At 68.7% G+C, this 21,759-nt stretch carries 21 protein-coding genes; 13 read left to right on the top strand and 8 right to left on the bottom strand.

Annotated elements, in window-relative coordinates:
- Positions 1-80 precede the first annotated feature (80 nt).
- Positions 81-668 carry a DUF1707 domain-containing protein gene (locus C1A30_RS17045; protein ID WP_101949377.1) on the top strand — a complete coding sequence of 196 codons (588 nt, stop codon included), beginning with the start codon at positions 81-83 and terminating at the stop codon, positions 666-668.
- Here the strand turns inward: C1A30_RS17045 and C1A30_RS17050 are convergent.
- The gene (locus C1A30_RS17050) at positions 665-1,111 is read right to left on the bottom strand and encodes a nuclear transport factor 2 family protein (protein ID WP_101949378.1); all 447 of its coding nucleotides are present in this window, start codon (positions 1,109-1,111) and stop codon (positions 665-667) included. The genes C1A30_RS17045 and C1A30_RS17050 overlap by 4 nt on opposite strands.
- A 41-nt stretch (positions 1,112-1,152) precedes the next feature.
- On the opposite strand from C1A30_RS17050, the gene map reads away from it, so the two are divergent.
- Both map and C1A30_RS17060 read left to right on the top strand, forming a co-directional pair.
- On the top strand, positions 1,153-2,010 hold the full coding sequence (gene map / locus C1A30_RS17055) for a type I methionyl aminopeptidase (protein WP_101949379.1): 858 nt from the start codon (positions 1,153-1,155) through the stop codon (positions 2,008-2,010).
- Positions 2,011-2,083: 73 nt separating this feature from the next.
- Positions 2,084-3,553 carry a cobyric acid synthase gene (locus C1A30_RS17060; protein ID WP_255413226.1) on the top strand — a complete coding sequence of 490 codons (1,470 nt, stop codon included), beginning with the start codon at positions 2,084-2,086 and terminating at the stop codon, positions 3,551-3,553.
- Here the strand turns inward: C1A30_RS17060 and C1A30_RS17065 are convergent.
- Positions 3,534-4,568, bottom strand: coding sequence for a LacI family DNA-binding transcriptional regulator (locus C1A30_RS17065; RefSeq protein WP_101949381.1), 1,035 nt, complete (start codon positions 4,566-4,568; stop codon positions 3,534-3,536). The genes C1A30_RS17060 and C1A30_RS17065 overlap by 20 nt on opposite strands.
- A gap of 149 nt (positions 4,569-4,717) precedes the next feature.
- Here C1A30_RS17065 and C1A30_RS17070 point away from each other — a divergent pair, with 149 nt between their 5' ends.
- From C1A30_RS17070 to C1A30_RS17085, 4 genes are read left to right on the top strand one after another with little or no spacing between them, the layout of a single operon-like run.
- The gene (locus tag C1A30_RS17070) at positions 4,718-5,749 is read left to right on the top strand and encodes a class I mannose-6-phosphate isomerase (protein WP_101949382.1); all 1,032 of its coding nucleotides are present in this window, start codon (positions 4,718-4,720) and stop codon (positions 5,747-5,749) included.
- A complete protein-coding gene (locus tag C1A30_RS17075) occupies positions 5,746-6,510 on the top strand; it encodes an ATP-binding cassette domain-containing protein (RefSeq protein WP_101949383.1) in 765 nt (254 codons plus the stop codon). Before C1A30_RS17070 ends, C1A30_RS17075 begins: the two co-directional genes overlap by 4 nt.
- Positions 6,511-6,541: 31 nt before the next feature.
- Positions 6,542-7,621, top strand: coding sequence for an ABC transporter permease (locus C1A30_RS17080; protein WP_101949384.1), 1,080 nt, complete (start codon positions 6,542-6,544; stop codon positions 7,619-7,621).
- The gene (locus tag C1A30_RS17085) at positions 7,618-8,658 is read left to right on the top strand and encodes an ABC transporter substrate-binding protein (protein WP_101949385.1); all 1,041 of its coding nucleotides are present in this window, start codon (positions 7,618-7,620) and stop codon (positions 8,656-8,658) included. The genes C1A30_RS17080 and C1A30_RS17085 overlap by 4 nt, the downstream gene beginning before the upstream one ends.
- Here C1A30_RS17085 and C1A30_RS17090 read toward each other — a convergent pair.
- Complete coding sequence (locus C1A30_RS17090) at positions 8,655-9,497, bottom strand: class II fructose-bisphosphate aldolase (RefSeq protein WP_101949386.1); 843 nt, start codon at positions 9,495-9,497, stop codon at positions 8,655-8,657. The genes C1A30_RS17085 and C1A30_RS17090 overlap by 4 nt on opposite strands.
- Positions 9,498-9,583: 86 nt before the next feature.
- On the opposite strand from C1A30_RS17090, the gene C1A30_RS17095 reads away from it, so the two are divergent.
- The 3 genes from C1A30_RS17095 to C1A30_RS17105 are packed head-to-tail and all read left to right on the top strand — an operon-like array spanning position 9,584 to position 12,629.
- Complete coding sequence (locus C1A30_RS17095; protein WP_101950269.1) at positions 9,584-10,909, top strand: L-fuculokinase; 1,326 nt, start codon at positions 9,584-9,586, stop codon at positions 10,907-10,909.
- On the top strand, positions 10,906-11,685 hold the full coding sequence (locus C1A30_RS17100; RefSeq protein ID WP_235009950.1) for a DeoR/GlpR family DNA-binding transcription regulator: 780 nt from the start codon (positions 10,906-10,908) through the stop codon (positions 11,683-11,685). Before C1A30_RS17095 ends, C1A30_RS17100 begins: the two co-directional genes overlap by 4 nt.
- Positions 11,682-12,629: a 1-phosphofructokinase family hexose kinase gene (locus tag C1A30_RS17105; protein WP_101949387.1), complete on the top strand. Its 948-nt coding sequence runs from the start codon at positions 11,682-11,684 to the stop codon at positions 12,627-12,629. The genes C1A30_RS17100 and C1A30_RS17105 overlap by 4 nt, the downstream gene beginning before the upstream one ends.
- Here the strand turns inward: C1A30_RS17105 and C1A30_RS17110 are convergent.
- Together C1A30_RS17110 and C1A30_RS17115 are read right to left on the bottom strand one after the other, a co-directional pair.
- A complete protein-coding gene (locus C1A30_RS17110) occupies positions 12,622-13,683 on the bottom strand; it encodes a zinc-binding dehydrogenase (RefSeq protein WP_235009952.1) in 1,062 nt (353 codons plus the stop codon). The two genes, C1A30_RS17105 and C1A30_RS17110, sit on opposite strands and share 8 nt — an antisense overlap.
- Before the next feature lie 4 nt (positions 13,684-13,687).
- Positions 13,688-14,365, bottom strand: a complete 678-nt coding sequence (locus tag C1A30_RS17115) for an HAD-IA family hydrolase (RefSeq protein WP_101949389.1) — start codon at positions 14,363-14,365, stop codon at positions 13,688-13,690.
- 45 nt (positions 14,366-14,410) lie between these two features.
- Here C1A30_RS17115 and C1A30_RS17120 point away from each other — a divergent pair, with 45 nt between their 5' ends.
- Genes C1A30_RS17120 through C1A30_RS17130 form a run of 3 tightly spaced genes read left to right on the top strand, consistent with a single transcriptional unit; the run spans position 14,411 to position 16,431 of the window.
- Positions 14,411-15,130: an SDR family oxidoreductase gene (locus tag C1A30_RS17120; RefSeq protein ID WP_101949390.1), complete on the top strand. Its 720-nt coding sequence runs from the start codon at positions 14,411-14,413 to the stop codon at positions 15,128-15,130.
- 18 nt (positions 15,131-15,148) lie between these two features.
- A complete protein-coding gene (locus C1A30_RS17125) occupies positions 15,149-15,817 on the top strand; it encodes a hypothetical protein (protein ID WP_101949391.1) in 669 nt (222 codons plus the stop codon).
- Positions 15,818-15,867: 50 nt separating this feature from the next.
- Positions 15,868-16,431 carry an alpha/beta fold hydrolase gene (locus C1A30_RS17130; RefSeq protein WP_101949392.1) on the top strand — a complete coding sequence of 188 codons (564 nt, stop codon included), beginning with the start codon at positions 15,868-15,870 and terminating at the stop codon, positions 16,429-16,431.
- A 4-nt stretch (positions 16,432-16,435) separates the two neighbouring features.
- Here the strand turns inward: C1A30_RS17130 and ngg are convergent, their stop codons facing one another.
- Genes ngg through C1A30_RS17145 form a run of 3 tightly spaced genes read right to left on the bottom strand, consistent with a single transcriptional unit; the run spans position 16,436 to position 21,647 of the window.
- Complete coding sequence (gene ngg / locus C1A30_RS17135; protein ID WP_101949393.1) at positions 16,436-18,196, bottom strand: N-acetylglutaminylglutamine synthetase; 1,761 nt, start codon at positions 18,194-18,196, stop codon at positions 16,436-16,438.
- The gene (locus C1A30_RS17140) at positions 18,193-20,022 is read right to left on the bottom strand and encodes an N-acetylglutaminylglutamine amidotransferase (protein ID WP_101949394.1); all 1,830 of its coding nucleotides are present in this window, start codon (positions 20,020-20,022) and stop codon (positions 18,193-18,195) included. The genes ngg and C1A30_RS17140 overlap by 4 nt, the downstream gene beginning before the upstream one ends.
- 53 nt (positions 20,023-20,075) lie before the next feature.
- A complete protein-coding gene (locus C1A30_RS17145) occupies positions 20,076-21,647 on the bottom strand; it encodes an amino acid permease (RefSeq protein WP_101949395.1) in 1,572 nt (523 codons plus the stop codon).
- Positions 21,648-21,759: the final 112 nt, after the last annotated feature.

The raw sequence follows: 21,759 nt of genomic DNA on the forward strand, positions 1-21,759 counted from the left end.
ACCGAAGCGATCCGCGATCTCTGCGCAGTCTCGGCGGGCTGTTTGGCGCGCACGCCGCAGCGGTACCGTTGGTAGCGGCTATGGCGGAGATCAACGGCGAATACACGATGCGCATCTCGGACGCGGATCGCAACGGCACGCTGCGCCGACTGCACAACGCCGTGGCGCTGGGCCTGATCGACATCGAGGAGTTCGAGGAACGCTCCGCGCTGGTGTCGCAGGCACGGCTGCGGACCGACCTCGACGCGCTCGTCGGCGACCTACCGGGGCCTGGCGCCATCGTCACCACCGCCACCGACCGCGTCGAGTTGCGCGGCGTGCTCGGCTCGCTGAAGCGCCAGGGCGAGTGGATCGTGCCCACCCGGCTGGCTTTGCACCGGCGGATGGGCTCGGTCGACCTGGACCTGACGCGGGCCCGCTTCGCAGGCCCGATCGTGGTCATCGAACTGGATTTGAAGTTCGGCGGCTTGGACATCCGGCTGCCCGACGGCGCCAGCGCCTCGATCGACGACGTCGAGGTCAACGTCGGCAGCGCACACGACCACCGCAAGGACGCTCCGGCCGAGGGCAATCCGCACGTGATCCTCACCGGCAAGGTGGTCTGCGGGTCCGTCGACGTCCGCGGGCCGCGCCGGTCGTTGCGGCTGGGCCGCTTCGACCGTCGTTAATGCCGAAACAGCTGCGACCCGATGCGGGCCAGCCGGTCCCAGCCGGCGGGGCGGCCGACCAGCTTGCCGATCAGCGGTGTGGAGTCGAAGTACGAGAACCGCTCGGCGATCAGGCCGTTGGCGAAGGTGAAGCGGTCGATGGCATCCCACGCGATCGGCTTGCCGCCGTACGTTCCGCTCAACGTGAATTCGATGAACACCTCGTGTTTGCCGTGCCCGACCCGGTGCACGTCGGCGTGCAGGTCGGGGATCAGCGCGAACAGCCGCTGAAACGACTCGCGGCAGGCAGCCTTGCCGCGCAGTGTGCCCATCATCGGCTGGACCAGCACGATGTCGTCGCTCCACAACGCCTCGTGCTTGGCCAGATCCGGAGTCCGCCAGGTGTCGGCGAACCGCTCGGCGAATTCCGTCGCGAACTGCTGGTCAACCTCGTCGTTGGTCATGGCATCCGAATCTAGCGAGACGACCCCGCTACGCTGGCGTCATGCCTGTTCGCACTGCACTTCGCCCTGGTGTGCTGTCACCGACGCTGCCGGTGCCGCGCTCGATCGAGCCGCCGGAGTATGTGTGGAAGCCGACGGTACAAGAGGGCAGCGAACCCTGGGTGCAGACGCCCGAGGTGATCGAGAAGATGCGCGTCGCGGGCCGCATCGCGGCGGGTGCGCTGGCCGAGGCGGGCAAGGCCGTCGCCCCCGGCGTCACCACCGACGAACTGGACCGCATCGCGCACGAGTACATGATCGACCACGGCGCCTACCCGTCGACGCTGGGCTACAAGGACTTCCCGAAGTCGTGTTGCACCTCGCTGAACGAGATCATCTGCCACGGCATTCCGGACTCGACGGTGATCGAGGACGGCGACATCGTCAACATCGACGTCACCGCCTACATCGACGGCGTGCACGGCGACACCAACGCGACGTTTTTGGCGGGCGACGTCTCCGAGGAGCACCGGCTACTCGTCGAGCGCACCCATGAAGCGACGATGCGCGCGATCAAGGCCGTCAAGCCGGGCAGGCAGCTTTCGGTGATCGGGCGGGTCATCGAGTCGTATGCAAACCGGTTCGGCTACAACGTCGTTCGCGATTTCACCGGGCACGGCATCGGCACCACGTTCCACAACGGTCTGGTGGTGCTGCACTACGACCAGCCCGCCGTCGAGACCGAGCTGGAGCCCGGGATGACGTTCACCATCGAGCCGATGATCAACCTCGGCTCGCTGGACTACGAGATCTGGGACGACGGTTGGACCGTCGCCACCAAGGACAAGAAGTGGACCGCGCAGTTCGAACACACGCTGGTGGTCACCGACGACGGCGCGGAAATTCTGACGGTCGCCTAATGGCGCGAGCAGACGGAAACTCGCATGATTGCGCTTCAAAATGTGCGAGTTTGCGTCTGCTCGCCGGAGAAAAGTGACCGGCGCGCTGCTGGTGGCCGGCACCACGTCGGACGCCGGCAAGTCCATGGTCGTCGCGGGGCTGTGCCGGCTGTTGGCGCGCAAGGGCATTCGCGTCGCGCCGTTCAAGGCGCAGAACATGTCGAACAACTCGGCGGTCACTGTCGAGGGCGGCGAGATCGGCCGCGCGCAGGCCATGCAGGCCCGCGCCGCGGGCCTGGCGCCGAGCGTGCGGTTCAACCCGATCCTGCTCAAGCCGGGCAGCGACCGCACGTCGCAACTGGTGCTGCGCGGTCAGGTGGTCGACACGGTCGGCGCGGGCGACTACTTCCGGCACCGGGACCGGCTGGCCGGGGTGGTGTCCGACGAATTGCAGTCGCTGCGAAGCGAATTCGATGCTGTCATCTGCGAAGGCGCCGGCTCGCCCGCGGAGATCAACCTGCGTGCAACCGATCTGGCCAACATGGGCTTGGCGCGCGCCGCGGAACTGCCCGTCGTCCTGGTCGGCGACATCGACCGCGGCGGACTGCTGGCCCACCTGTACGGCACCGTCGCCGTCCTGGAACCCGACGACCAACGGCTCATCGCCGGCTTCCTGGTCAACAAGTTCCGCGGCGAGGAGGCCCTGCTCGCCCCCGGCCTCGACCAGTTGCAGCAGTTGACGGGCAGGCCGACCTACGGCGTCATTCCGTACGCCGACGGGCTGTGGTTGGACACCGAGGACTCGCTGTCGGTGCACGGCGTGCTGGGCGTGCCGCAACCGCCGCGGGGCAGCGACTGGCTGCGGGTGGCCGCGCTCCGGTTACCGCGCATCTCCAACTCCACCGACGTCGAGGCGCTGGCCTGCGAGCCCGGCGTGCTGGTGCGGTGGGTGACCGAGGCCGCCGACCTGGCCGACGCCGACGTGGTGGTGCTGCCCGGCAGCAAGGCCACCGTCTCCGATCTGCAGTGGCTGACGCAGCGCGGTCTGGCCGACGGGATCCGCGCGCACGCCGCACACGGTAAGGCGGTGCTCGGCATCTGCGGCGGCTTCCAGATGCTCTGCACACAGATCGACGACCTGGTGGAATCCAAGGCAGGTGTGGTCGAAGGACTCGGCCTGCTCGACGCCGACATCGCGTTCGCCCCCGATAAGACGTTGCGGCACTGGGAATCTCCGCTGCGCGGCTACGAAATCCACCACGGCCAACTGCAGCGGCACACCGAGCAGGACTGGCTGTCGGTCGGCATCCGGCGCGGCCACGTCTACGGCACGCACTGGCACGGGTTGATGGACAACGACGCGGTGCGACGTGAGTGGCTGGCCGACGTCGGAAAGCCCGGATTCGTCGTCGCCGACGACGTCGACGTGGCGGCCCGCCGCGATGCGCAACTGGACCTGATGGCCGACCTGCTCACCGCGCACACCGACGTCGACGCGATCCTCGCACTGCTCGACCACGGTCCGCCGCGGCGACCGACCGTCGTCACGACGCTGCAGGGCTGACCACGTCGCCGTGCCCGGCGCGCACCTTCTCACCTGGCATCGCGCACGACGCCCGCGTCACCAGCGACACCGGCAGCACCGTGCGCCTGCGCAGCCGCTTGGCCGGCTGGTCCAGGCGCGTGAAGAGCCGGTCTGCGGCGAACCGACCCATCTCGTCGCCGTCCTGATGGATGACCGTGACGGCCGGGTTCAGCGCAGCGGCTGTCGGGAAGTCGCCGAAGCCGACCAGCCCGATGTCCTTGCGGCGCAACGTCTGCAACGCCGTCACCACGGCGATCGTGACACGCGCATTGGAGGAGAACACCGCGCTCGGCGGGTCGCCGACCGCGAGCATCCGACGCAGTTCGGCCGTCAGCGTCGCTTCGTCGATGGACCCGACGTGCACCAGTTCGGCACGTTGCGGCAGCCCGGCTTCGTCGAGCGCCTGCGCTAAACCCTTGAGCCGCAGCAGCCCGGTCACGGTGTCGTCGCCCATGAACGCGATGGTGCGGTGGCCGTGCGAAATCAGGTGCCGCGTCGCGTCGTATCCTCCGCCGACGTCGTCCTGCAACACCGTGTCGGCTGACAGTCTGCCTGGTTCCCGGTCGACGAACACCAGCGGTGTGCGCTGCTGCCACGGCCGCAGATAGGACATGTCGCGGCCGACCGGGCAGATGATCATGCCGGCCACCTGTCGCTTCAACACGGCCTCGATCGACTGCTGTTCGTGCGACGGTTCCCACCCTGCGCCGGTCACGATGACCGCGACACCGCGGCGACTGGCCTCGCGCTCGACGGCGCCGATGATGCTGGCGAAGAACGGGTCCGCCACACCGGGCACCGCGACACCGATCGCGGCGTCGCGCCCGCTGCGGAACGTGACGGCAAGCATGTTGGGCACGTACTGGAGGTCGGCGATGGCGCGCTCGACACGATCCCGGACGTCGGCGGAGACATAGCGGTCGTTGTTGACCACGCGCGAGACCGTCTTGGTGCTCACGCCTGCCCGCTCGGCAACGTCGCGCATGGTCGCCATCGCGCATCCTTTCGCGGTCGGTCAGCGGCCAGTATGTCACCGATGTCAGACCGGAGGGCACGGATTCTCTGACACCGGTGACATAGCCGGGAATATGGCGTACTGTCCGGCGTGACCCAGGTAACAGACCCGAAGAGGCCACGACGACCGTGCAACCACAACTGCTGCCGCCCAACGTGGTACGGCATTGGTACGCGGGCGGCCCCGCGCTGGCGGCGTGGCGGGGGCTGCCGCCGGTCGGCGACCATTCGCCGGAGGAGTGGATCGGCGCGACGGTGTCTCGCTTCGGCGAACCCGACCTGGGACCGGCTCGGTTGGCCGACGGCACGCTACTGCGCGACGCGGTGTGCGCGGACCCGCTCGGCTGGGTGGGCCGCGACGACGGCGACCCCGGCGACGTCGGTGTCCTGGTGAAGCTGTTGGACGCGGGCCAGCGGCTCCCGGTGCACGTGCACCCCACCCGCGACTACGCCACCCACCATCTGGGCTGTGTGTACGGAAAGACCGAGGCCTGGTACATCCTGGAGGCCGCCGCCGACGCCGCGGTGTGGGTCGGCTGGCGCGAAACCGTCAGCCCGCAGCGGCTCGGCGAGTTGGTCGAGGCCCAGGACTCCGACGCGATGCTCGAGCTCATGCACCGGGTGCCGGTGCGGCCCGGTGACGGTGTGCTGGTGCCGGGCGGTACGCCGCACGCGATCGGGGCAGGCATCCTCCTGGTCGAGGCGCAGGAGCCGACCGACCAGTCAATCCTGTTGGAACGCAACAACACCACCGCTTCGGACGACGAGGTGTTCCTCGGCCTGCCCCGCGACGTCGCGTTGTCGGCAGTGGACAGCACGGCCGTCACCGATGTCGACACACTGCGACGGCACACCGGCTCACACGTCGCCGGACTCGCCGAGGTGCTACCCGAAGCGGCGACACCGTTCTTCCGGATGCAGCTACTCACCGCCGGTGTCGAGATGCCCGCCGGATTCGCCGTCGCCGTGGCGCTCTCCGGATCGGGGTCAGTCGTCCCCACCGCCGGTGAGGCCGTCGCGGTGCGCGCGGGCAACACGCTCGTCGTACCCGCCTGCTCGGGCGTCTGGCACACCGAGGGGGGCGTCCGACTGCTGGTCTGCCGGCCGGGCGAGTCATGGCCCCCCCAACGCACACCGAACGCCTCGGAGGACACGGCATGACCGCACTGTTGGAAGCGCGCGGCCTGTCGCGCAGCTTCGGCCACGTCCGCGCGCTGGATGGCGCGGATTTCGACGTGACGCCCGGCGAGATCGTCGGCCTCATCGGCGACAACGGTGCGGGCAAGTCGACGCTCATCAAGGCGCTGTCGGGCAACCTGGATCTCGATGACGGCCAGATCTTCTTCGAGGGCAATCGAGTCCGGCTGTCGGGGCCCCGGCACGCCGAGGAGCTCGGCATCGAGGTGGTGTACCAGGATCTGGCTCTCGCACCGCATCTGAACCCCGTGCAGAACGTGTTTCTCGGCAGGGAGATCGCGCGTCGGGGACTCCTCGGATACCTCGGCTTCATGGACGAGAAGGAGATGCGTCGCCGCGCGACCGAATCGTTCGCTGAACTCGGCGCGACGGTGAAATCACTGTCCTCGGCGGTCGGTTCGATGTCGGGCGGCCAGCGACAGGGGATCGCGATCGCCAGGGCGATGGCATGGGCCAGAAAGGTGCTGATTCTCGACGAGCCCACCGCGGCGCTGGGCGTCGTCCAGACCAAGAACGTGCTCGAGTCCATGAAACGGGTGCGCGACAAGGGGATTGCAGTGGTGTTCATCAGCCATTCGATGCCCCATGTGCTCGAGGTGTGCGACCGTATTCAGGTGCTGCGGCTCGGCAAACGGGTGGCCACGTATCCGGGTCGACAGACCACCGTCGAGGAACTGGTCGGGGCGATGACCGGCGCGCTCGACGCCCGGGAAGGTGTCGCATGAGCGCGCGGCGAGGAGCGGAGGCGGACCGCAAATGAGCACGGTCGAGAAACCGGTCGTGCGCAACGATGCCGACGACCCGGACCGCGAGCAGTCAATCCTGAAGCGGGTGGCCGGATTACAGGCCTTCTGGATCCTCGGCGTGCTGATCGTGATCTGCCTGGTTTTCACCGTGCTGGCCGGTGACCGCTTCCTGTCCACCGGCAACTTCTCGCTGATCTCCCAGAACGTCGCCGTGTGGGCGGTGCTCGGGGTCGGCATGACGTTCGTGATCATCACGTCGGGCATCGACCTGTCGGTCGGCTCGGTGCTGGTCTTCGCGTCCGTTGTGTCGGCGAAGGTGATGGAGGCGATGGGCGAGGCTGGACCCGGCGTCGCGGCCGCCGGCCTCGTCGTTGCCGTCGTCGGCGGTATGGCGTGGGGCATCATCAACGGCATCCTGGTCGCCGTGGCCAAAGTGCCCGCGCTGATCGTGACCCTCGGTACCTTGTCGGTCGCACTCGGTCTGGCGCAGGTCCTCACCGGCGGCATCGACATCCGGTCGGTGCCAACCGAACTGACCGACTTCAGCGCCTACACCAAAATTCTCGGCATCCCGGGCTTGCCGTTCGTCGCCCTGGTGGTCGTCGTGCTCGGCGGAATCTTGTTGCACAAGACCAGGTTCGGCCGCTACACCTACGCAATCGGGTCGAACCAGGAGGCGGCGCGGCGCACCGGCATCAAGGTCACCCGCCACCTCGTGCTGGTCTACGCGCTGGCGGGCACGTTGGCCGGTGTCGGCGCGATTCTCACTCTCGCCCAGTTCGGCACCACCACGATCGCCGGGCAGTCGCTGACCAACCTCAACGTGATCGCGGCGGTGGTCATCGGCGGCACCTCGATCTTCGGCGGTGAGGGCAGCATCTTCGGCACGGTCGTCGGCCTGTTCATCCCTGCGGTGTTGCAGTCGGGGTTCGTGATCATCGGGGTGCAGCCGTTCTGGCAGGGAGTCGCCGTCGGCACGGTGCTCATCGCCGCGGTGTACGTCGACCAGTCCCGGCGTGCGGCCGCGATGCGCGGCGCCCGCTCCCGAAGTTTCGTCACACGCAGAACGCAACGAAAGGAACGCCAGTGAACCGAAAGCGAGCGTTGGTGGTCGCAGGAACATTCGGGGCGGTTGTCCTCGCGCTGTCGTCCTGCACATCGTCCAAACCGGAATCCTCGAATTCGGGCGAGGCAGCCGACGGCGCGCAAGAGGCGGCGGCGACCACCGTGACCGCACCGGCGAAGGCCGGTCGCGAGTACAACATCGCGCTCCTGCAAGGTGTTTCCGGCGACCAGTTCTACATCACGATGCAGTGTGGCGCGCAGGAGGAGGCGGCCAAGCTGGGTGTGAAGGTCACGACACAAGGCCCCCAGAAGTTCGACCCGACGTTGCAGAAGCCGATTCTCGACTCGATCGTGGCCGCAAAGCCGGACGCGCTACTGGTCGCACCCACCGACGTGCAGGCCATGCAACAGCCGCTGCAGCAGGCGGCCGCCGCCGGCGTCAAGGTGGTACTCGTCGACACCACCACCACCGACCCGTCGTATGCGGTGTCCGAGATCGCCAGCGACAACGAGGGCGGCGGCCGAGCGGCTTTCGAGGCGATCAAGAAGTTGCGCCCGGAGGGCGGCAAGGTGATGGTGATGAACATCGATCCCGGGGTCTCGACGACCGACGCCCGCGCCAAGGGATTCGAGGACGCGGTCAAGGCTGACAGCAAGTTTCAATATGTCGGCGTGCAGTACAGCCACAACGATCCGGCGACCGCCGCGCAGTTGATCGGCGCTCAGTTGCAGAAGGATCCCGACCTCGTGGGCGTCTTCGCCACCAACCTCTTCTCGGCCGAGGGCTCGGCAACCGGCGTGCGGCAGGCGGGTAAGAGCGGCCAGGTGCAGGTGGTCGGATTCGATGCCGGGCCTAATCAGATGCAGGCCCTGCGAGAGGGCACTGTGCAGGCGCTCGTCGCGCAGGATCCCGGGCTCATCGGCAAATTCGGCGTCGACGAGGCGGTGACGGCGCTGGAGGGCGGCAAGAACACCAAGAAGGTGCAGACCGGCTTCACGATCATCACGCGGGAGAATCTCGACGGCGAAGGCGGTTCAGCGGCGTACAAGTCCAACTGCTAAGCGGCGGTGACGACGTCGAGCAGATGTGAAACCACATCGGCGACAGCATCGCGGGCGGCACGCAGCGGCTTACGCGGATCGACTCCGTCGGCCAGCGCCGCCCGCAATCCGCCGGTGTACGCGACGTTGAGCGCGGTGCCGATATTGACCTTGACGATGCCGGCTCGCACTGCCGCGCGCAGCGTGTCGTCGGGAACACCCGAGGAGCCGTGCAGCACAAGCGGAATCGACAGGGCGTCGCGCAGCACCGCGATCAACTCGAGGTCCAGCGTCGCCGTCTGGTCGGTCATCGCGTGTGAACTGCCGACCGCGACGGCGAGCGCGTCCACCTGGGTGGCGGCGACGAAGTCGACCGCCTGCTGCGGGTCGGTGCGTATGCCGGGTGCGTGCGCGCTGCTGACCTGAGTGCTCTTGCCGCCGACGTAGCCGAGTTCGGCTTCCACCGCGAGGCCGTCTCCGTGCAGCCGGTGGGTGGCCTCGGCGGTGATCGCGACGTTGCGGTCGTAGGAAAGCGCGCCGGCGTCGACCATCACCGACGAGAACCCGGTTCGTGGGGCGTCCTGCCACAGGGCGGCGGACTCGACATGGTCGAGGTGCAGGCCGACCGGCACGGCGGCTTCGCCGGCCAACGCGGCCAACGCCGCCGCCAACGGTGCGACGCGGTTGCCGTGGAACTTCACGGTGTTCTCGCTGACTTGCAGGATCACCGGTTCACCGCCTCGCTCGGCACCGGCGATGATGCCCTCCGCGTGTTCGAGTGTGATCACGTTGAAGGCGGCGACGCCGATCCCCCGCGAGCGGGCGCCGTCGACGAGGGCGGCAGTGCGGGCCAGCGGCATGGCGCTCCTACTTGACGGTTCTCCAATCAGACGCAACCATATCCATGCAAATCCAACACCGCAATGTCACCGACGATCGGAGCGTCATGACAGCCTTCGCCGGTCTCGACGTCGGCACCACGGCGGTCAAGGCGGTGGTGTACAGCGACGATGGCGCGGTGCTGGGCGCCGGACGTGCGGCGACGCAGTGGGACGTCGGCCCGCACGGCACCCAAACCGATGCCGAGGTGCTGTGGCGCAGCGCGCTGACCGCGCTGTGTGACGCAGCGACGGCCGCGCAGGTGCCGGTGGCCGCCGTCGGCATCACGAGCATGGGTGAGTCCGGCGTCCTCACGGACGCGCGTGAGCGGCCGCTGGCCCCGGTGATCGCCTGGCATGACGACCGCGACGGCGAGCAGGTCGCCGACCTCGTCGCGCAGATCGGGGCACAGGCCTTCGGCGGTATCGCGGGAAAGCCTGCGCGCGGGCAGTTTTCGTTGACCAAGCACCGTTGGCTGCTCGAACACGAGCCGTCCGCGCGCACCGCGACGAGACGATTCGACATCGCCGGCTGGGTCGTGCGCCGCCTCGGCGGCGACGCCGTCATCGAGTTGTCGCTGGCCGGACGCACCGGCTGGCTCGACGTCGCCGCCCGCGACTGGTGGGACGACGCGCTCGCGTGGTCCTGGGCCACCCGCGCGCTGATGCCGCCGCTCGTCGCGGCGGGTGAGCCGGTCGGCAGCGTCACGACCGACGAGGTGACCCCGTTACTGCGCGGCGCCGTGCTCACCCTCGCGGGCCACGACCACCAGGCGTCCGCGCTCGGCGCGCGCGCGACCGGTCCTGGCCACGAACTCGATTCGTCGGGCACCGCAGAAGCGTTGGTGCGCACCATTTCTCACCCACCAAGCCGAGCCGATGCGGCTCGCCTCGCCGCCGCCGGCATCACCACCGACCCGAGCATCGAACCCGATCACTGGACGTTGCTCGGCGGCACGGAGGGCGGGTTGGCGCAGAACCGCGCGCTGGAGTTGCTCGGTACGCCCGTCGACGGCCTGGCGGCACTGGACGCCGACGCCGAACACGCTCCGCTCGGGAGGGTTGTCGTCGGCGGCCTTGGCGCCGAGGCGCTGACCCTCGGCGGGATCGCGGGCGGAGTAGGGCCGGGCGAGGTGTGGAAGGCGGTCGTCGCCGCCGCCGCGGACGAGGCGCTGGCGCTGCACCGCGCCATGGACGACGTCGTCGGGTCCGCGGTGCGTGTCGTCGTCACCGGCGGGTGGCGGCACAGCGCAGAAGTCATGCGCGCCAAGCGCGCCCGCTGGCCCGCGCTCGAGGTGTCGAGCCTCGACGAAGCCGGCACACTGGGCGCCGCGACGCTCGCCGCACGGGCCGTGGGCGCGATCGAACGCGACGACCATCTGGGCGCGCCGTGACCCCGCCCGGACGGACGTGGTTCGCCGACGAACGGCACGCCGAGGTGCTGCGGATGCTCGCCGCCGAGCGGCGCGTCGAAAGTTCCGAGCTGGCACGGCGTTTCAACGTCAGCGCCGAGAGCGTCAGGAAGGACTTGGCTCTGCTCGAAGCCCGCGGGCTGCTGCGTCGGGTGCATGGTGGTGCCGTTCCCCACCGCCGCCACAGCGAAGAACCTGCCGTCGGCACCCGCACCGAGAACGCCACGCAGAAGTCGGCGATCGCGAAACACGCACTGCGTCTGGTGCCCGACGGTGGCTCACTTCTGCTCGACGCCGGGTCGACCACGCTGCGGCTCGCGGAGATCCTGCCCGCCGACCGCGACCTCGCCGTCTACACGAACGCGCTTCCGCTGGCGTCGGTCCTACTGCAGCGCGGCATCGCCGTCGTCAGCCTCGGCGGACGGTTGCGGCCGCAGACCGGGGCCGCTGTCGGACCACTGACCATAGCGGCTCTCGGCGACATCAACGTCGACGTCGCGTTCCTTGGCACCAACGCGCTGTCATTGGAGCGCGGGCTCACCACGCCGGACGCCGACGAGGCTTTGATCAAGCGCGCGATGCTCGCCGCCGCCCGACAACGCGTATTTCTGGTCGACTCAAGCAAATTCGGCCGCGAAAGCCTCGCCAAGCACGCCGATCTCGACGACGTCGACGTCCTGGTGACCGACGCGGCCCTCGACGCCGTGCATCGCGAGCGACTGCTGCGCCTCGAGGTGACGGTCGAGGTGGCCCGATGATCACCACCGTCACCGCCAATCCGAGTCTGGACCGGACCCTGCATCTGTCGCGGTTGCAGCCCGGACAGGTCAACCGCGCCGCTTCGACGATGCTGGAACCCAGCGGCAAGGGCGTCAACGTCGCACTCGCCCTGCACGGCGCCGGCGTGCCGGTGCGCGCGGTGCTTCCGGTCGGCGGCAGCGCGGGCGACGAGATCGTCACGCTGCTCGACGGTCTCGGCCTCGACCACCTCGACGTGCCGATCGCCGGGTCGTTGCGCTCGAACGTCACCCTGGTGGAAGCCGACGGGCGGACCACCAAGGTAAACGAGCCGGGTCCGCGGCTGTCCGACGCCGAGGCCGAAGCGTTGTGCACGACGTCATTGGCGACACCGGGGGACTGGGTGGTGTGGGCAGGCAGCCTTCCCGACGGCTTCACTGTGCAGCGGCTCGCCACCGCGATCGCGGCGGCCAGGGCAGCAGGCCGACGAGTCGCGCTCGACTGCTCCGGTCCGCCGCTGGCACAGGTGCTGGCGCACGCAGGTGGCGGATTGCCGGATCTGGTGAAACCGAACGCCGAGGAACTCGCCGAGGTGACGCATCGAACGCTGCGCACGCTCGGCGAAGCGGTCGACGCGGCCCGCGCGCTGCATGCGCGCGGCGTGCGGACCGTCCTTGTCAGCCTCGGGGCGGACGGGGCGCTGCTGGTCGACGCGGACCTGCCCCGCCCGCTGCACGGCACCGCACCCGTGCGGCGGGTCGTCAACACCGTCGGTGCGGGCGACGCGTTGTTGGCCGGCTGGCTGGCCGCCGCGCACGCCGGGGCGTCGAGCGAGGACGCGTTTGCCAACGCGCTTCGCTTCGGCGCCACCGCCGTCGAACACGAGGGCACGCTGCTCGGTGTGCCCGACCCGCACCGAACCGTGTCGATCGCGCAGGCGCAGGCGCACACGCCACTCAGCTGACGGCGGGCCGCCCGAGCTGCGTATCATCAACGCCGACAAGCACTTTGACGTGTTCGCCGCTGGACGACAACGCATATGCCTCCGCGGCACTGGCCAGCGGCACCTGGGCGGTGACGATCTCGTCGACGTTCACCGCGCCCCCGGCGAGCAGGCGGATCGACTCGGCGTAATCCCGTGGTAGGTAGGTGGCGCTGCCCTGGATGCGGATCTGGTGATCCTGAACGATCGCCAGTGGGATCGCGACGTCGCCGGTCGGCACACCGACGATCACGACGGTGCCGCCCTTGCTCGCCATTTCGACGGCGGCGCGCACTGTGGACGCGACCGCGACGCAGTCGAACACCACGTCTGCACTTTCGCCGAGGGCGTAGCGGGCCTGTGTCACGACGTCGGCGGCCGCCGCGTCGAGCGCGACGTCGGCGCCGAGACGCGTCGCGCGGTCTCGCTTCGACGGCAGCGGATCGGTGATCACGACGCGTCTGGCGCCGTGTGCGCGTACGACGGCCAGCACTAGCAGACCGATGGTGCCTGCCCCGAGGATGACGACGGCTTTGTCGCGCACGTCGCCCGCGATCCGCACGGCGTGCACCGGCGTGGACAACGGTTCGATCAGCGCGGCGGCCCGGTAGTCGAGGCTGTCGGGGATGACGTGGACGCGGTCGGCAGGGATGGTGAAGAAGTCGGCCATGCCGCCCTGCTCGTACCCGCACCCGAAGAAACGCAGGTTCTCGCAGAGGTTCTCGGCGCCGTTGCGGCACTGCTTGCACGCCCAGCACGGCAGGTCGGGCTCGACGGTCACCCGCGCCCCGACGTTGACGCTGTCGACGTCCTCACCGCGTGCGGCGACCACGCCGACGACTTCGTGACCCGGGTGGTAAGGCAACGCGATGAACGGGTGGCGGCCGTGTGCGGCGTGGGTGTCGGAGCCGCACACCCCCGAGACCACCGAGCGCACGAGCACCTCGGCGGGCAGCGGGCTTGGTGTCGGGGAGTCGACGACGTCGATGGAATCCGCCGAGACGACTACGCGGCGCATCCGCTCTGGGACATCCATGACTTCAGAAATTACCCGTCGGCCCGGACAGCAGGCCGTCGGCGGCGACGTGAAGCCGGGTGCCGTCGAAGCGGACGCCGCGCAGGTCGGCGACCGCGAGCGTCACGGGCGCTTCCACCGCGGCGGACCCGACACCGATAACGGTGGGCACGCCCGCGCTCCGCGCCGAAGCGATGCCGGCGGGTGCGTCCTCGACGACCGCGCATCGCGCGGGAGCGATCCGCAGGCGCTGCGCGGCGGCGAGATACGGGTCGGGGAACGGCTTGCCCTTGTTGACGTCCTCACCGGTGATCAACACGGCGGCGGTCGGAAGTTCCGCCGAGGCCATCCGGGCGGTGGCCAGTGCGCGATTGCCCGACGTGACGACGGCCCAACGCCCGCCGGGGCACGAGGCTAGTAGCTCACGCGCACCTGGGATCGCGCGGACGTCGGTGGCGGTGTCCAGTTCCAGCTGCTTGAGTTCGGCTGCCGCCTTGGCGACTTCACTTGCGTCGCCGATCAATTCGGCGACGAGGTCGTTGATGCGCCGGCCGTGCTCGATGTCACGATGGAAGTCGAACCCTGGCGCCCAGCGGGTGGCCCACTGGTTCCAGGCGACCGCCGCGGCGTCGTGCGAGTCGACCAGCACGCCGTCGCAGTCGAGGAGAAGCCCGTCGACGTCGAAGCTCACTTGGCTCGCCACGGAGGCAGGCTATCCGACACCGTGTGATGATGAGGCGTGGCTGATATGACCGGCCGTGCGGTGCTGGTCACCGGCGCCAGCGGCGGCATCGGCGCCGCGACGGTGCGCAGGCTCACCGGTCGCGGCGCGACGGTGTACGCCGCAGGACGCGACGAGGCGAAGCTGACCGTGCTGGCCGCCGAGACGGGTGCCCTGCCGGTGGTGTTCGACCTGACGAGTGAGGACGAGATCCGGGCCGCGGTATCGGGCCTGCAGTTGTGGGGCGTGGTGAACTGCGGCGGTTTCGGCGGTGAGATCGCCACCCCGCAGGACACCGATATCGTGGTGTTCGACAAGGTGATCGCGATCAACGCGCGCGGCAGCCTGCTGGTGATCAAGCACGCGACGCCGGGGATGATCGCGCGCGGCGCAGGCGGGTCGATCGTGAACGTGTCCAGCCAGGCCGGCCTGGTGGCGTTGCCGGGCCACGTCTCGTACGGCTCGTCGAAGGCGGCGCTGGACAACATCACCCGGGTGGCTGCCCTGGAGTTGGGCAAACACCGCATCCGCGTCAACTCCGTCAACCCCACCGTGGTGATGACCGACATGTCGGCGTCGTACTGGGGGCGTGCAGACGTCGGACCACCGTTCTTGGCGCAGATGCCGCTGGGCCGATGGGCCACCGAAGACGAGATCGCTGCGCCGATCTGCTTCCTGCTCAGCGACGACGCCTCGATGATCACCGGCGCCTGCCTGCCGGTCGACGGCGGGTACAGCTGTCGTTAGCGCCGGTAGCCTGGCCGTATGACCAGGCGGCACGCGGCAGCGGTGTTGGCGCTGCTGCTCGGCGCCGTGCTGACCGGCTGCGGGCACACCGTCACCGGGACGGCGACATGGCCCGGCGCCCGGCTGGAGAAGGTGGTGCTGACCGCGGCGGATTTCCCGCCCGGCGTCCAGTTCGACCGCATCATCCGTCCGGCGGGGCAGCCCGACGGCGCAGGCGGGCCGCCCGCCATGCTGTCGAATCCCGAAGGTTGCTCGGACGGGCTCACCCGCGCCATCGCCGACTCGGCCGAACGCGGGCCGGGCAGCGCGGCCGAGTACGTGGTCGGCTACGACGGGGCGCGGATCGTGATGACGGTGTTGACGTGGCCGCTGGACCTCGACCGGCTGGCCGCCACCGCGGAGCGCTGCGCGCACTTCCAGACTTTCTTCGACACCGCGATGCCCGGCATCCCGATGACCACACTGCGGCTGGACACCCCGCGCCACGATGCGCTGGTCTACGAGCAGACCATGCGGCTGGGCGACGAATCCACCAGCGCGTACTTCTCGTTCGAAAACATCGGGCGGATGGGCGTGTTCGGCGTCGCGTTCCCCACACCGAACCCGTCGATCGCCGTCAAAGCCGCGCTGCCGCAGACGTTTCTGGAGATCACGGCGAAACAGGCCGAGCGCGCCGAGGCCAGCTAACAGGGCGAAAATCGGCCCGCTGGGCGGTCCTGTCGCTGTAGCGTGGCCCAATGCCCTCCACCATGGTCACCGTCGACGGCTTCGGGGTGCCGATCGACGTCGCAGGCCCGGACAAGGGGTCCGTCGTGGTGGTTCTCGGCGCCGCGCATCACGCGCCGTCGGCCTATGACGCGGTGTGTCAGCGACTGCACACCGCATCGCTGCGGACCGTTGTGATCGGCCCGGATCCGCGGCTGACCGCCAAGTCGGTGGTCGGCATCCTCGACGCCCTCGACGTCCGGTGGGCGCTGCTGGTCGGCGACCGCATTGGCGGCGAGCTGGCGTGGGAGCTGGCCGCCACCCGGCTGGACCGGTTCATCGGGCTGGTGGTGATCGACCGAGGACATCCGCGCGTCGCCGACCCCACCGGGGTGATCCGCGACGAGCACTGCCCGCCGGTCGAGATGAACACCACCGCGCTGGTCAGCACGCCCGCCGCGCGGGCCGTCGCGAAGGCCAGCCAGCGCTATGTGTACGGCGACTTCCGGCTCGTCGACCTGCTCGGCAGGCGCAACGCGCAGGAGTCCACGGCGCAGCTGGCCGCCGAGATCGTGATGCGCACCAGCGTCTGGTAGCCGGCTACTGCTGCGGCTGATCCGGCGTCCACGCCTGCGGCAACGCCGGACTCTGCGGGAACAGGAAGTCGATGAACGCCTGCGCGGTCGGCTGCGGCTCGTGGTTGGCCAGGCCCGGCCGCTCGTTGGCCTCGATGAACACGTACTCGGCGCCGGTGACGTCGGGCACGAGCAGGTCGATGCCGGTCACCGGTATCCCGATGGCCTCCGCGGCGGTCACCGCGACCGCGCACAGCTCGGGGTTCACCTCCGCGGTGACGTCGTGGATGGTGCCGCCCTGATGCAGGTTCGCGGTGCGCCGAACACGCAACCGGGTGCCTTCCGGCAGCACGTCGGAAAACGACCAGCCCGCTTCGGCCACCGTCGCCTCGGTCACCTCGTCCAGCGGGATGCGGGACTCGCCGCCGGTGGCCGCGGCGCGGCGCCTGCTCTGCGCCTCGATCAACTCGCGCACGGTGTGATGCCCGGTGCCGATCACTTCGGCCGGCCGACGCAGCGCCGCGGCGACCACCTTGTGGTCGATCACCACCAACCGCAGATCGTCGCCCAGCGCGCGCTGCTCGATCAGCACGTCGGGATGTTGTTCACGTGCGCGTGCCAGCGCCGCGTCGAGTTCCGCACGGCCGTCGATGCCGACGGTGATGCCCTTGCCCTGCTCACCGCGGGTGGGCTTGACCACGACGTCGCCCACCTCCTCGAGGAACACGTAATCCTCCTCGTCAAAGGTGGCCAGCCTGCCCTTGGCAACGGCGATGCCAGCCTCGGCGACCAGGCGACGGGTCAGCCGTTTGTCGTCACAACGCGCCATCGCCACCGCGGAGGTGAACTCCGACAACGACTCTCGCGTCACCACGCTGCGGCCGCCGTGCGTCAGCCGCATCTCACCGGCCTCCGCGTCGAGCACCTCGACCCAGATGCCGCGGCGCATGGCCTCGTCGGCGATGATGCGGGCGTACGGGTTGAGGTCGTCGACGGTCTCCGGCGGATGTGTGAACAGCGGCTCGTTGATCGCGTTCTTACGCTTGACCGCCATCACGGGCACGCGGGTGAATCCGAGCTTCTCGTAGAGCGAGATCGCAGCGGTATTGTCATGTGCCACCGACAGATCCATGTAGGCGCGGCCGCGGTCGCGGTAGATCTCAGCCAGCGCGCCGGTCAGCGCCGCGCCGACGCCGGGCAGGCTCGACGTGGGGTCGACGGCCAGCGTCCACAGGCTCGAACCGTTCTCCGGGTCGGAGAACAACCGCTTGTGGTCGACGCCGGTGACGGTACCGACGATAGTGCCGTCGTCGTCGCGGACGGCGACCAGATAGTCGACCGCATCGCGGTGCAGGTGGTTGTCCCAGATGACGTCGACGGGCGCCGACACCATTCCGCAGCGCAGGTATACGCGGTTCATCGCGTCGGCGTCCTCGGCACGCTCGAGGCTGCGCACCGTGAACCCGGTGGGCGAAACCGGTTGCTGCTCTTCGGTGAACCGCAGCCGGTAGGTGTGGCTCGGGTCGATGAACAGTTCGGCGGGGGCCAGCGCGACGAGCACCTGCGGTTCGCGGGCGTACATGCAGATGTCGCGCCTGCCGCGGCCCTCCTGCCGCAGCACCTCGGCGAGTTTCTCCGGGTCGGCGAAGGTCTGACCGAAAACCAGACGGCCCCAACCCAATTCGACGACGACATCGTCTGCCATCGCGTCGACCATGTGCTGCGGCGACGCGTCGTGCAACCCGAGGGTGATGGCTTCGGAATGGTTGGGATCCAGCGCGGTCATGCTGCTGCCCCCGTGATGCCGTGCCGCTGCAACCACAGTTCCAGCAGCGCGATCTGCCACAACTCGTTACCGCGCAACGGGGTCAGCCTGCCGTTGGGGTCGGCGAGCAGGCGCTCGACGGCCTCGGGACGGAATAGGCCGCGCTCCTTGGCGGCGGGCGCGTACAGCGCGTCACGGACCAGATCCAGGTACGGGCCCTCCAGGTGCGTCAGCGCAGGCACCGGGAAGTAGCCCTTCGGTCGGTCGATCACGTCGGCCGGAATCACCTTGCGCGCAGCCTGTTTCAGCACGCCCTTGCCGTCGTGCGCGGTCTTCAGTTCGGGCGGGCAGGTGGCGGCCAGTTCGACGAGTTCGTGGTCGAGGAACGGCACCCTGCCTTCGAGTCCCCACGCCATGGTCATGTTGTCGACACGCTTGACCGGGTCGTCGACCAGCATCACAGTGGTGTCCAGTCGCAGCGCCCGGTCGACACCGGTCGCCGCGCCCGCCCGCGCGAAGTGTTCGGTGACGAACTCCTCGCTGGGATCGCCGTAGGTGCCGTCTGGTCGGCGACGTATCGCCTCAGTCAGATAGCTTGGCGCCACGATCTTCTCGTAGCCCGACCGGTCGCGGTCGAAGAACGCCGCGCGGTAGCTGGCCACCGACTCCGGCACCGAGGTGGCGTGTGCCATCGGGGGATACCAGTGGTAGCCGGCGAACACCTCGTCGGCGCCCTGCCCGGACTGGACGACCTTGACGTGCTTGGCGACTTCCTGGCTGAGCAGGTAGAACGCCACGCAGTCGTGGCTGACCATCGGTTCGCTCATCGCGCCGATGGCCCCGTCGAGCGCAGGCAACATCCGGTCGGTGCCGATTCGGATCTGGTGATGATCGGTGTCGAACCGCTCGGCGATGATGTCGGAGTACTTGAACTCGTCGCCCTGCACGCCGCCGACGGATTCGAACCCGATCGAGAACGTCGCCAGGCCGTGCTGGCCCGCCTCCGCCAGCAACCCGACGATCAGGCTGGAGTCCACGCCGCCCGACAGCAGGCAGCCCACGGGCACATCGGCCACCAGGCGACGGTCCACGGCCACCCGCAGCGATTCCAGAACCGCATCTTCCCAGTCACGTTCGGACCAGTCGGCACGGTCGTCGCGCCTGCTGAAGTCGGGTTCCCAGTAGGTAGTGGTGGTGCAGCGGCCATCGGGCTCGATCGCCACCAGCGTCGCGGGCGGCACCTTGGTCACCCCGCGCAGGATGGTGCGCGGTGCCGGCACGACCGAGTGGAACGTCATGTAGTGGTGCAGCGCGACCGGGTCGATGCGGGTGTCGACATCACCGCCGGCCACCAGCGCGGGCAGTGCGGACGCGAACCGGATGCGCTTGGCGTCCTGGGTCAGATACAGGGGCTTGATGCCGAGCCGGTCGCGCCCCAGCAGCACCCGGCCGCTGTCGCGCTCGACGATCGCGAACGCGAACATGCCGTAGAGGCGGTCGACGAACCGGTCACCCCAGTGGTGGTAGGCCTTGAGCAGCACCTCGGTGTCACTGTGCGAGAAGAACCGGTAACCGTGGTCGGTCAGCTCGCGCCGCAGCTGCTGGTAGTTGTAGATGCAGCCGTTCCACGCGACGGCCAGCCCCAGGTCGGAGTCGACCATGGGCTGCGCGCCCGCTTCGGACAGGTCGATGATCTTCAGGCGTCGATGGCCGAGGGCCACTCGGCCCTGCGACCACACGCCTGCCGCGTCGGGACCCCGTGCCGTCATCGCCTCGGCCATGGCCGAGACCGCGCTGACGTCCGGTGTCAAGCCATCAAGACGCACTTCGCCGGTGGCACCACACACTCAGCCCAACCTACCCCGTTCCCGGTGGGGCTAAACGTGCGCCTGTGAATCGGCTAGGAGACGCCTTCCAATTCGTCGCCGGTTTCGTCGACCTGCTTGATCGGCCCGGTGAACCAGTTCTTCACCGAGGCGTGCCAGTAGATCCACAGCAGGATCAGCACACCGCCGACCAGCAGCGGGGTGTAGTTGACGAACTTCCATTCGAACGCGTCACCCCAGGGCACACCGCCGGATGAGGTGGGGAACATCGCGACCACGGAGGTGATCAGGATCTCGATGATCGCAACCGGCGCCATCCACTTCCAGTGCCTGCCCAGGTTCCAGCTGCCCTGCTCGAACGAGTCGCCCGCCTTCCACCGGTAATAGATCGGCACCGCGAAGCAGAGGTAGAGCCCGACCACGCCGATGGACACCACCGCGAAGAACGCGACCGGGACGGGGGCGCCGTTGATGTCGACCTCGACCAGGGCGGGCAGGGTGATGACGGCCGCGAGCACCGCGGTCACGATCACGCCGTTGGCGGGCACCCTGTTTTTGTTGACCGCTGACCACAGCTGATGGCCGGGCACCGCGCGGTCGCGGCTGAACGCGAACAACATCCGCGACGCGCTGGTCTGGCACGCGGTGGTGCAGAAGAACTGGCCCGCCGTGGAGATGAGCAGGATCAGTGCCACCCACTTGGAACTCATCGCCTGGGTGAAGATCGTCACCACGGCGCCGCCGCCCTTGGACACGCCGTCGGCGTCCTGCACCGCGAATAGGAAGGACAGCAACAGGATCCAGCCGCCGATCGCCGAGTAGAAGATCGACTGCCAGATGCCCTTGGCCGCCGCATTCGCCGCGCTCTTGGTCTCCTCGGACAGGTGCGCGGACGCGTCGTAGCCGGTGATCGTGTACTGCGTCAGAATCGCCGCGATCGGCAGCACGAACAGCAGGAAACCCCACCCGGACGTCGAGCCGCCGAACATGCCGCTGTTGTTGATGGTCTTGGCGAACACATCACCGAAGCTGGCGTGTTGCGGGGGCAACGCCCACAGCAGCGCGATCACCACCGCCGCGCCCGCGACGTGCCACCACACCGAGATGTTGTTGATGATGGCCAGCAGGTGGCTGGAGAAGATGTTGATCAGCGCGGAGATCGCCAGGATCACCACGAACAGCAGGAACGTGCGCCGCAGGCTGTAGCCGGCCAGCCAGGTCTCGCTGAACGTGCCCAACGTGAGGTCCAAAAACGTCGCGCAGCCGTAGGCCACGGACGCCAGGATCGCGATCAACCCGATCAGGTTCAGCCAGCCGGTGTAGAACCCGGCCTTGACTCCGCCGAGTTTGCTTGCCCACCAATAGATTCCGCCGGAAGTCGGGAAGGCCGAAACGAGCTCGGACATGCACAGGCCGATGATCAGGATGAAGACCGAGATGAGCGGCCAGCCCCAGGCGATCGCGGCGGGGCCGCCGTTGTTCCAGCCCAGTCCGAATGACGTGAAGCAGCCGGCCAGGATCGAGATGATCGAGAACGAAATGGCGAAGTTGGAGAAGCCCGACCAGGACCGCTGCAACTCCTGCACGTAGCCGAGCTTGGCGAGGTGCCGCTCGTCGTCATTCAAATGCTCATGGCCCTCTGGCACGACGGTTCTCCTTCAGGGATCTGAGGCGAGCAGGTTCCCTAGGGACAATAGGCCGCTATTGGTCTGGCGTCCTACCTTTGGAGATGACGGCCGCGTAAAACTTGCCCACGAG

Origin of the sequence: Mycobacterium sp. 3519A (assembly GCF_900240945.1) — a bacterium.
Classification (GTDB): domain Bacteria; phylum Actinomycetota; class Actinomycetes; order Mycobacteriales; family Mycobacteriaceae; genus Mycobacterium.

What these genes read in the sequence shown, in the direction of transcription:
- C1A30_RS17120 (WP_101949390.1), top strand. Translation starts at nt 14,411, where the DNA reads ATGACCGGCCGTGCGGTGCTGGTCACCGGCGCCAGCGGCGGCATCGGC.
- C1A30_RS17065 (WP_101949381.1), bottom strand. Translation starts at nt 4,568, where the DNA reads ATGGCGACCATGCGCGACGTTGCCGAGCGGGCAGGCGTGAGCACCAAG.
- C1A30_RS17105 (WP_101949387.1), top strand. Translation starts at nt 11,682, where the DNA reads ATGATCACCACCGTCACCGCCAATCCGAGTCTGGACCGGACCCTGCAT.
- C1A30_RS17080 (WP_101949384.1), top strand. Translation starts at nt 6,542, where the DNA reads ATGAGCACGGTCGAGAAACCGGTCGTGCGCAACGATGCCGACGACCCG.
- C1A30_RS17125 (WP_101949391.1), top strand. Translation starts at nt 15,149, where the DNA reads ATGACCAGGCGGCACGCGGCAGCGGTGTTGGCGCTGCTGCTCGGCGCC.
- C1A30_RS17095 (WP_101950269.1), top strand. Translation starts at nt 9,584, where the DNA reads ATGACAGCCTTCGCCGGTCTCGACGTCGGCACCACGGCGGTCAAGGCG.
- C1A30_RS17050 (WP_101949378.1), bottom strand. Translation starts at nt 1,111, where the DNA reads ATGACCAACGACGAGGTTGACCAGCAGTTCGCGACGGAATTCGCCGAG.
- C1A30_RS17075 (WP_101949383.1), top strand. Translation starts at nt 5,746, where the DNA reads ATGACCGCACTGTTGGAAGCGCGCGGCCTGTCGCGCAGCTTCGGCCAC.
- C1A30_RS17045 (WP_101949377.1), top strand. Translation starts at nt 81, where the DNA reads ATGGCGGAGATCAACGGCGAATACACGATGCGCATCTCGGACGCGGAT.
- ngg (WP_101949393.1), bottom strand. Translation starts at nt 18,196, where the DNA reads ATGACCGCGCTGGATCCCAACCATTCCGAAGCCATCACCCTCGGGTTG.
- C1A30_RS17130 (WP_101949392.1), top strand. Translation starts at nt 15,868, where the DNA reads ATGCCCTCCACCATGGTCACCGTCGACGGCTTCGGGGTGCCGATCGAC.
- C1A30_RS17090 (WP_101949386.1), bottom strand. Translation starts at nt 9,497, where the DNA reads ATGCCGCTGGCCCGCACTGCCGCCCTCGTCGACGGCGCCCGCTCGCGG.
- C1A30_RS17110 (WP_235009952.1), bottom strand. Translation starts at nt 13,683, where the DNA reads ATGGATGTCCCAGAGCGGATGCGCCGCGTAGTCGTCTCGGCGGATTCC.
- map (WP_101949379.1), top strand. Translation starts at nt 1,153, where the DNA reads ATGCCTGTTCGCACTGCACTTCGCCCTGGTGTGCTGTCACCGACGCTG.